General features: G+C 45.2%; 5 protein-coding genes and 1 pseudogene. 5 read left to right on the top strand and 1 reads right to left on the bottom strand.

Annotation, left to right across the window (positions count from 1 at the left end; genetic code table 11):
• Nucleotides 1–643: 643 nt before the first annotated feature.
• Both pta and IM507_RS13740 read left to right on the top strand, forming a co-directional pair.
• Nucleotides 644–2,740: a phosphate acetyltransferase gene (pta, locus tag IM507_RS13735; RefSeq protein WP_069475491.1), complete on the top strand. Its 2,097-nt coding sequence runs from the start codon at nt 644–646 to the stop codon at nt 2,738–2,740.
• A gap of 160 nt (nt 2,741–2,900) precedes the next feature.
• Complete coding sequence (locus IM507_RS13740; RefSeq protein WP_002748548.1) at nt 2,901–4,769, top strand: cation:proton antiporter; 1,869 nt, start codon at nt 2,901–2,903, stop codon at nt 4,767–4,769.
• Nucleotides 4,770–4,786: 17 nt separating this feature from the next.
• Here the strand turns inward: IM507_RS13740 and IM507_RS13745 are convergent, their stop codons facing one another.
• Nucleotides 4,787–5,650: a hypothetical protein gene (locus IM507_RS13745; RefSeq protein WP_287637214.1), complete on the bottom strand. Its 864-nt coding sequence runs from the start codon at nt 5,648–5,650 to the stop codon at nt 4,787–4,789.
• Between the two features lie 49 nt (nt 5,651–5,699).
• Here IM507_RS13745 and IM507_RS13750 point away from each other — a divergent pair, with 49 nt between their 5' ends.
• The 3 genes and pseudogenes from IM507_RS13750 to IM507_RS13760 all read left to right on the top strand — a co-directional run.
• Nucleotides 5,700–6,254 (top strand): hypothetical protein, encoded by a 555-nt coding sequence (locus tag IM507_RS13750; RefSeq protein WP_287637215.1) that lies wholly within the window; start codon nt 5,700–5,702, stop codon nt 6,252–6,254.
• A gap of 549 nt (nt 6,255–6,803) precedes the next feature.
• The gene (locus IM507_RS13755; protein ID WP_287637216.1) at nt 6,804–9,341 is read left to right on the top strand and encodes a CHAT domain-containing protein; all 2,538 of its coding nucleotides are present in this window, start codon (nt 6,804–6,806) and stop codon (nt 9,339–9,341) included.
• A gap of 22 nt (nt 9,342–9,363) precedes the next feature.
• Nucleotides 9,364–9,579: pseudogene (locus tag IM507_RS13760) on the top strand (IS5/IS1182 family transposase); the annotation flags it as partial.

The raw sequence follows: 9,579 nt of genomic DNA on the forward strand, positions 1-9,579 counted from the left end.
CAAATTAGTCCCCCCATAGAACCCCCTTGAGCCATCTTGCACACTTTTCTCTTTTTGTCAAATTTTATGTTAAGAAAGATGTGACTAATGGATAGCTTGATAAGGGGGGTGTCTGACAACTTTTAACGCCTACCTACTTAAATCTTTATGAAAAACCAAGCCTTAGCTGGAAAGCCAGTGATAGGATTTGCTGGAGTCTTTATTTTAGTCTGAGGAAATTAAATCAAGTTCATGGAAAAAATGTTACCAGTGAACAGCAATCGGACAAAATAACTGCTAGATTACAAGGTATAGTCCATCACTCTCTGGTAGATATTCAAACAGTGATCGCTCTGTGAAAAAAATCTCTGGATTAGCCAACAACTAAAGATAGTTTACCTGAAAATTTGCTAACGGTTCACGCCCTTATAGACAACTTGATCGCAGCCCCCCTTATTAAGGGGGGATCAAGGGGGGATCAAGGGGGGATTAAGGGGGGATTAAGGGGGGATCAATCTTCTATTTGATTAGAACTACTTACTTAAAAGTTAATTATTGCCATCAACAGATTCATCAAAATTATCTAGATTTAGCTGAAAAAGCCCACCTCAAGGTTGGGGTGAGTGAATTAAATTCCACCCTCGTTATTATTCTTCATATACCCATGACTAACTCTTTATATATCAGCACGACGGCAACGGGAAGCGGTAAAGCGTTAGTAGCTTTAGGAATTATCGACTTAATTCTCCGCAAAACTAATAAAGTTGCCTTTTTCCAGCCAATTGTTCTCGACTGTTCCGAAGGTCATCGGGATGAAGACATTGACTTAATCCTCAATTATTTTAAATTAGAACAAACCTACGAAGAAGCCTTCGGTTTATGTTATGAAGAAGTTAAGGATTTATTGGTACAACAAAAATTTGATGAAATCATTGAAAGAATTATCAAAAAGTTTAAAAACTTAGAAAAAAAATATGATTTTATCCTCTGTGAAGGTTCCGATTATCTGCAAGAAAATTCCGCCTTTGAATTTGAACTAAATACAGAAATCGCCAAAAATCTCGGTCATCCCATCTTAATATTAGGTAATGCCCACAATCGCAGTATCGAAGATGCCCTTAGTCCGATCCTGATTTCCTGCGACACCTACCAAGATAAAGGTTGTACGGTGATTGGGATTATTATCAATCAAGCTGAAGAGGAAAAAATAGAGGAATTACGGAAAACCCTGACTAAAATTTTTCCCCCCCAAGAATATGCTCTAGGAGTGATTCCCCACAATGCCAAACTGAGCAGCTCGCGAGTGGCAGAAATCGCCCAACAATTACAGGCAAAAGTTCTCTACGGACAGCAGAGATTAGACAGTTTAGCTAGTAACTTTCTGGTGGTGGCCATGCAGATGCAAAATGCCCTAGAGCGGTTAAAAGAAGATAGTTTAATTATCACTCCTTGGGATCGCGGCGATGTGATTATCGGGATGTTACAGGCCCACCAATCAGCCAATTATCCCCAATTAGCCGGTATAGTCTTAACAGCAGGTCATAACCTCAATCCTTCGATCGCCCGTTTAATTGAAGGTTTGCCCGATCCCTTACCGATTCTCTCCGTCACCACCGATACCTACACCACGGCCGAACGCATCCACGATGTGCGGACCACCCTAACCTCGACGGACTACGATAAAATTAACCTCAGTCTGCAGCTTTTTCACAGTAACATCAATCTCGATCGCCTAGAAGCGCAAATTCGCACTTTGCGGACCCAGGGGATTACCCCGAAGATGTTCACCTATAATCTCGTACAACAGGCCAAAGCGCAAAAACGTCACATCGTTTTGGCCGAAGGGACCGAACCGCGCATCCTCCAGGCAGCCACAGTTTTAATCGAACAGGATATCGTTGATTTAACCCTCTTGGGACAACCGGACGAGATCGAAATGGTGATTAAAAAACATGGTATCACTCTCGATCTCGATCGCCTGCAAATTATTAACCCCGTGGCTAGTCCCCATTTTGAAAGCTATGTGCAGACCCTCTACGAAGCGAGAAAAGCCAAGGGAATGAATCTCGATATGGCCCAGGATTATGCACAAGATGTCTCCTATTTTGGCACTTTAATGGTGTATCAAGGCGATGCCGATGGTATGGTATCGGGGGCAGTGCATACCACTCAACACACGATTCGGCCTGCACTCCAGATTATCAAAACTAAGCCCGATTGTGCGATCGTCTCCTCGGTCTTTTTTATGTGTCTAGAGGATCGGGTCTTGGTTTATGGGGATTGTGCGGTCAATCCCGACCCCAGTGCCGAGGAATTAGCCGAAATCGCCCTATCTTCTGCCGAAACCGCCCAAAAATTCGGAATTGAACCGCGAATCGCCCTGCTTTCCTATTCTTCGGGTCAATCGGGCCAGGGAGAAGACGTGGAAAAAGTACGACAAGCGACCAAAATCGCTAGGGAAAAACGCCCCGATTTGAAGTTAGAAGGCCCGATTCAGTACGATGCGGCCGTGGATAGGGAAGTAGCTGCCCAAAAAATGCCGGGGTCAGAGGTAGCGGGCCAAGCGACGGTGTTTATTTTTCCTGACCTGAATACAGGGAATAATACTTATAAAGCCGTGCAGCGGGAAACGAAAGCTTTAGCCATCGGTCCAATCCTACAGGGATTAAAAAAACCCGTCAATGATCTCAGTCGCGGTTGTACCGTTCCCGATATTATCAATACGGTGGTAATCACAGCAATTCAATCCCAATCTTTTTGAGTTATCAGTTAGAAAACGGGTTTCTTTGAGAAACCCGTTTTCTAGAGCTTGTTATGCTTATTTCCTCCCGACCGGGCTGAAGCGGGAATCAAAACTATAATTAGAATCATTAAACCCCAACCATAACCCCGCCTCGATAGCCGATAACCGATCGCTAAACATGGATCCATCTTTCGCCCTTACTCTGCAAATTGTCATCACTGTGGTGGCGGGGATTACAGCCCAAGTCATCGCCGAATACCTGAAAGTTCCCAGTATTGTCTTCCTGCTCATTTTTGGGATTGCTTTGGGGTCTGATGGTTGGGAAATTTTACACCCCCAAAGTCTGGGAATTGGTTTAGAAGTCCTTGTTGCTCTCTCTGTGGCGATTATCCTATTTGAAGGCGGTTTAAGCCTAAGCGGACGGGAATTAGGGCGAGTTTCTGGCAGTTTACGCAATCTTGTCACCCTCGGTACTTCCATCACTCTCATCGGTGGCGGTATGGCAGCCCACTGGTTGGGGGAATTTCCCTGGCCGATCGCATTTCTTTACGCTTCTTTAGTGGTGGTAACTGGTCCGACAGTGATCGGTCCTTTGCTGAAGCAAGTAGCCGTAGATCGACGGGTAGCGACGCTTTTAGAAGGAGAAGGGGTATTAATCGACCCTGTGGGCGCAATTTTAGCCGTAGTGGTGCTAAATACGATTATTGATAGTCATTCCCGCCCCATGGAAATTATCACCGGTTTAACCCTGCGTTTAGGCATCGGGGCGGCGATCGGCATTGCTGGAGGCGGATTGTTAAGTTTTATTATAAAAACTTGCAATTTTTTGACTTTTGAGCTAAAAAATCTCGTGGTTTTAGCGGGAGTCTGGGGGTTATTTGGTTTATCGCAATTTAGTCGCAGTGAATCGGGGTTAATGGCGGTGGTAATGGCGGGAATTGTCCTAAAAGCGGCGGCTGTTCCCGATGAGCGGTTATTAAGGCGTTTTAAGGGTCAATTAACCACTCTTTGCGTGTCGGTACTGTTTATTTTACTAGCGGCGGATCTTTCGATCGCCAGTGTCATCGCTTTGGGTTGGGGCAGCGTCCTAACCGTGTTGGTTTTGATGCTGGTGGTACGTCCCCTGAGTGTGGCTCTGTGTACCCTAAAAAGTGACCTAAATTGGCGACATAAGTTATTTATCGCTTGGGTTGCCCCTAGGGGAATCGTTTCTGCCTCCGTAGCTTCTTTATTTGCCATTTTACTCACCCGTGCCGGTATTAATGGCGGTGAAGCGATCAAAGCTTTAGTCTTTTTAACAATTTTAATGACCGTTTTTATTCAGGGATTAACGGCGCGGTGGGTGGCAAAAGGGCTAAAAATCACTTCTTCTGCGGCAACAGGGGCAGTAATCGTCGGTTGTAATCCCCTAGGTCGCTTAATCGGCTGTTTATTCCAAGAACAAGGGGAAAACGTGGTTTTAATCGATACGGATGCCAGGGCCTGTCAGCAAGCAAAAGAAGAGGGTTTGACGGTGCTGCAGAGTAGCGCACTTGATACAAAAATACTACAAGAAGCGGGCATCGAATCCATGGGGACTTTTCTGGTTTTGACTAATAATAGCGAGGTTAATCTGGTTTTAGCCCAAAGAGCCAGCGAGGAATTTCATCCTCCCCGGTTGTTGGCTGCCTTTGCGGGAACCCCTAACCCAGATAAAAATAAGGTTAATCAGGTTTTTCTGCCTAGTTTTTCGGTCAAGGAATGGAATCAGTATTTAGACGATAATCAGATTAAATTAGGTAAAACTATCTTTAAAGGCAATGATTTGAGCGAACAACAGACCAGATTAACTAAATTAATCGAAAATGGTGAACTGCTGCCCCTACTATTGCGTCGCGATAATTCCCTACAGGTAGTAACAGAAAGGGAAGAATGGCGCACCGGAGACGAATTAATCTATATTCTGCGCGATTTACGCCCACAACTGCTTAAACGTCTTTCTGGCACTGTCAGAACCCGTTTATCTTTAGAAATCTTACCCGAAGTGGAAATCGCCACCAGTAGATAACTTGAGACTATTCTATACTATTCAGTGGATTTAACCGGCTCAGGGCTTAAAATAAGCAACTGCCGACCGACGTTAGATTTAGCGACACCTAGCAGTACGGGATGTTCAGTTTTGGGGGCATCTTGGGGTAAAGCACGAAAAAGGTACAGCCATCCCCCTCTTTCCAGTAATAATCGCCAGACGCGATCTTGCTCCGTATCGGTTAGGTTGCGCTGTTGAATAATGCGGGCTAAATTAGGATCGCCAATGAGACTCTGCTGATCTTCGGGCGTTAGGGCTTCAAAAAGGGGCTGATTGGGGTCAAGATCCCCTGCTTCTTTACCTAAAATGAGCAGTTCCTTGGCACTAATCAGGGTGACAACGGGGAGAGTAGAAGTGGGATTCACCGCATCTCGACGGGCATCCTTTAAACCTTGATCCTGGGCAAGATGGAAGATGAGTAAGAGAATCCAACTCAGGAGAATCAGTTCTGAGACGAGAGGAAGGGTTAACTGACGCTGAAAGCGGGGACGAGGAGCATAGGGTATTTTTCGGCGATTGCGTTGGTTTTGTCTTTTCAGTTGCCAATTTTTTAGTCTAGTTAGCCACTGTTGATATTGCCAGTGAAGGAAAGCAAGACAAAGGGTGGAAAGCTGAAAAAGTATAGGAATCAGAAGGGCAATAATCAGGGTGTTAGCAATACTTTGAGGCGTACCAAAGAAGACTTGAAGAGGGAGTAATAAGAAGGATTCAACCGGAAAATCGAGGCTGGTGATACCGAGTTGGTAATAGGCAAAGTATGCCCAACGATAGACCCAACCTGTATAGTACAATCCCGCACCAATGAGACCGGCGGCACTGGCAAGATTGAGGAGAATCGTCGGGGAAGAAGGAGTCGTCACAGGGGGCTACTAACGCTAAAAAAGAACGCTAAAATTAAAGTTATTATAGATGATCATTGTAGGGCGAGTTATGGTCAGACGTTTAGAAATTTTATCCGGTATAGCTTTAGTTTTTTTGGGATTTTTGACTGTTTCTAGTATCGCTCAAGCACCCACCCTCGAAGCGGCTTTACCACGATTAGCAAATATTACGTTACAAAATGGCAGAGATTATAAGGGGGTGACGTTAACTCGGTTCGATCGCCCTCAGCGTCAGATTTCTTTTAAGCAAGGGGGTAAGGAGTTTAATCTACCCATTGCCCAAGTGACACAATTAACCTTAGAGGGAGAAACCATCATCAGTATTGCCGAAAACCCGACAATTGTGATTCAGGGAGAGGACAAGCGATGTGGTTCGGTTTATGCTCTACCGCGCCGTTTTGAGCATTTGAGTTTGGTGGAAAAGCAAAAGCGTAAGCAGGTAGAGATTAATTTATCAGATTTGCCTCCAGCCATGCAAAGAGAGTTAACTCAGAAAGGGGCTTATGGTTATGTGTTGAAACAGTTAGAATTTGCTAATGGCGAGTTAAAAGCGGCAGGAGTGTTGCGTTGTCGGGCAAATTAATCACCAAAATTATGTCAATAAAAATCAGTATCAGGATTTTTAGGATTAAAGGATTAACAGGATTAGGTGACTTGTGAAGAGTCTATAATTAAAGGATCATAAAGAATATTATATCTATCCTGAAAATCCTCAAATCCTCAAAATCCTGATACTGGGATTGAGAATTAAGGGATTAACAGGATTAAGTTATTGGCAAGGAGTAGGATAATTAAAGGATCATAAAGAATATTATATCTATCCTGAAAATCCTCAAATCCTCAAAATCCTGATACTGGGATTGAGAATTAAGGGATTAACAGGATTAGGTTATTGGCAAGGAGTAGATAATTAAAAGATACAGGGAATAGGACACCCACCCTCAACCCCATCCTGAGATCAGGATTTTTAGGATTAAGGGATTAACAGGATTAGGTGACTTGTGAAGAGTCTATAATTAAAGGATCATAAAGAATATTATATCTATCCTGAAAATCTTCCAATCCTCAAAATCCTGATACTGGCATTGTTGAGATAATATAAAGAATCATTTGAGTCTGGCGAGGGGAAGCAATGAAGACAGGTTTAGGGATATTACTCAGTCTAGGGCTAGTCGTAACAGCGCCGCATTTGACGGTTATAGCTTCCCCCCTATTGGTGCAGACGGATTTACGTCAAGAAGCCGATCAATTACGTCAAGAAGGATTTGAATTGTTCCAGTCGGGAACATTAGAAGGCTATCAGGGGGCATTAGGGAAGTGGCAACAGGCATTAAAGCTTTATCAGCAACTCGACAGTAAATTAGAGCAAGCATTAGTCCTCACCAGTTTAGGGCGTATCTATGATGATTTAGGAGAAAAACAAAAGGCTTTAGACTACTACCAACAGGCTTTACCCTTATGGCGGGCGGTGGACGCTACCGAAGGCACGCAAAGCGCACGCGCGGGGGAAGCCACTACTCTCAGTAATATTGGTGCTGTCTATTCTGCTTTAGGGGAGAAACAGAAGGCTTTAGACTACCTGCAACAGGCTTTACCTTTATGGCGGGCAGTAGGGGATCGCAAGGGGGAAGCCGTCACTCTCAGTAATATTGGGGCTGTCTATTCTGCTTTAGGGGAGAAACAGAAGGCTTTAGACTACCTGCAACAGGCTTTACCTTTATGGCGGGCAGTAGGGGATCGCAAGGGGGAAGCCACTACTCTCAATAATATTGGTGTTGTCTATGGAGATTTAGGGGAGAAACAAAAGGCATTAGACTATTACCAACAGGCATTACCCTTAAGGCGGGCGGTAGGGGATCGCGCGGGGGAAGCCAATACTCTCAATAATATTGGTGCTGTCTATTCTGCTTTAGGGGAGAAACAAAAGGCTTTAGACTACTACCAACAGGCTTTATCCTTATCACGGGCAGTAGGCGATCGCGCGGGGGAAGCCGTTACTCTCAATAATATTGGTCGTGTCTATGATGCTTTAGGGGAGAAACAGAAGGCTTTAGACTACTACCAACAGGCTTTACCCTTATCGCGGGCAGTGGGCGATCGCTCACAGGAAGCCACTACTCTCAGTAATATGGGTCTTGTCTATCGAGATCAAGGAAAACCAGAATCGGCGATTAACTCTTGGGAACAATCCGCTAATCTGATTCTGGAGCTACGGCGGGGAGTTAGCCGTTCCTTGCGGGCAACTTTCCTAGAAAGTGAGCAAGGGACAAGCATCGCCCTAGTAGGTCTCCTCATTCGCCAGAATTCCCCTCAAAAAGCTTTTGAATGGGCAAATCTCAGCACCACTTTTGACCTTGTGGATTACGATCGCCTTGCAGGAACAGAAGGACAAGTCAAAAATCCTGTCGCCAATCAAGCTTATCAGGAGTGGAAAGCACAGGCACGGCAACTGGAAGCCCTGCGCCAAGAATTACAAACCAACTTCAGCGACACCCTCTCCCGACAAGTCCGGCAACAACGAGCCGCCCTCAGCGAACAAGCGGAAATCCTTGTGGAAAAATACCCCGAATTAGCCGATTTACTGGAAATTACCCCCACCGACCTCGCCCAACTGCAAGCCAATCTACCTGCTAATACCACTCTCCTCCAACCCGTCCTACTCACAGGGATAGATAACGTTGAACATACCGTTGCCCTCTTTATCCTTACTCGTACCACCCTTAAGGTTCAGCAAGTTCCCGTCCCTAAAGATCTTAATCAGCTTTTGCAACGCTACGCCAGCCAACTGGAAAGCGACCTAGAAATCGTCGATCGCGCCCTCAGTTCCCAACTCTATGACCTGCTGATTCGTCCCATTGAAGGCCAAATTGCCCCGAATCAAACCTTGGCCATCATTGCCACGGGTGCTTTGCAAAGAATCCCCTTTGAAACCCTCTACGACAACCAAACTCAACATTATCTCCTGCAAAAATATCCCATTCACTACCTCACCCGTCTGAGTAAAGTGCAGCCCCAACCCACGCCGAAAGTCAATAATCCTAGTGTCCTCGTCTTTGCTAATCCCCGTCCCACCCAAGTCGAATTAATCGGGACAGAAGCCCAAGCCGACTTTCTGCAAAAAACCTATGCCAACAGCCAAATCTACAAACACCAACAAGCCACCCTCGACGCCTTTTTAAGCCAATCGCCTCGGTTTCCTATTCTGCACTTAGGCACTCATGGTTGTTTCCGTCCAGAGGGGTGTCCTAGCCTAGGCATGAAAGCGAATACCCTACTGTTTGCCAACAAGAGAGAGTATGAACTCAAAGATGCCGTGAAACTGGGACTGCAAAACACCGAACTGATTACTATTGGCGCTTGTGAAACGGCGCGGGAAGTGGATGGAGTCGGTTTGGCGGGTTTGGCCTATGTTTGGGAAAGAGCGGGGGCGAAAACCACCCTCGCCAGTCTTTGGAATGCCACCGATTTTGTGCAATATTCCCAACAAAACAGCCCAGAATTGCCCACGGCGGCGATTTTAAATCAATTTTATACTAATTTACAACAGGGCATGACCAAAGCGGAAGCCCTCCGTCAAGCAAAACTCGCCCATATTGACCTTCATCCTTTCTTTTGGGCGGCGTTTATCCTGATTGGAGATGGTCAAGAGTTGGGAGCAAGTGGCAGGTAGCAGGGAAGCTTTTTTTGGCTCTATTGTCAGCTTAACTCAACCCCACATCCGTCCGATAGTCAGAGGAAAAGCTGGAAAACCCGTAGAATTTGGGGCCAAATTCTCAGCAAGCTGTATAGATGGTTACATATTTTTAGACCGGATTAGTTGGGATAACTTTAATGAATCGGGAGATTTAAAAGCACAAATAGAAGCTTATTATGACTATACAGGATACTATCCAGAATCAGTTCATGTG

Origin of the sequence: Microcystis sp. M20BS1, assembly GCF_020245305.1 — a bacterium.
In the GTDB taxonomy this organism is placed as follows: domain Bacteria; phylum Cyanobacteriota; class Cyanobacteriia; order Cyanobacteriales; family Microcystaceae; genus Microcystis; species Microcystis ichthyoblabe_A.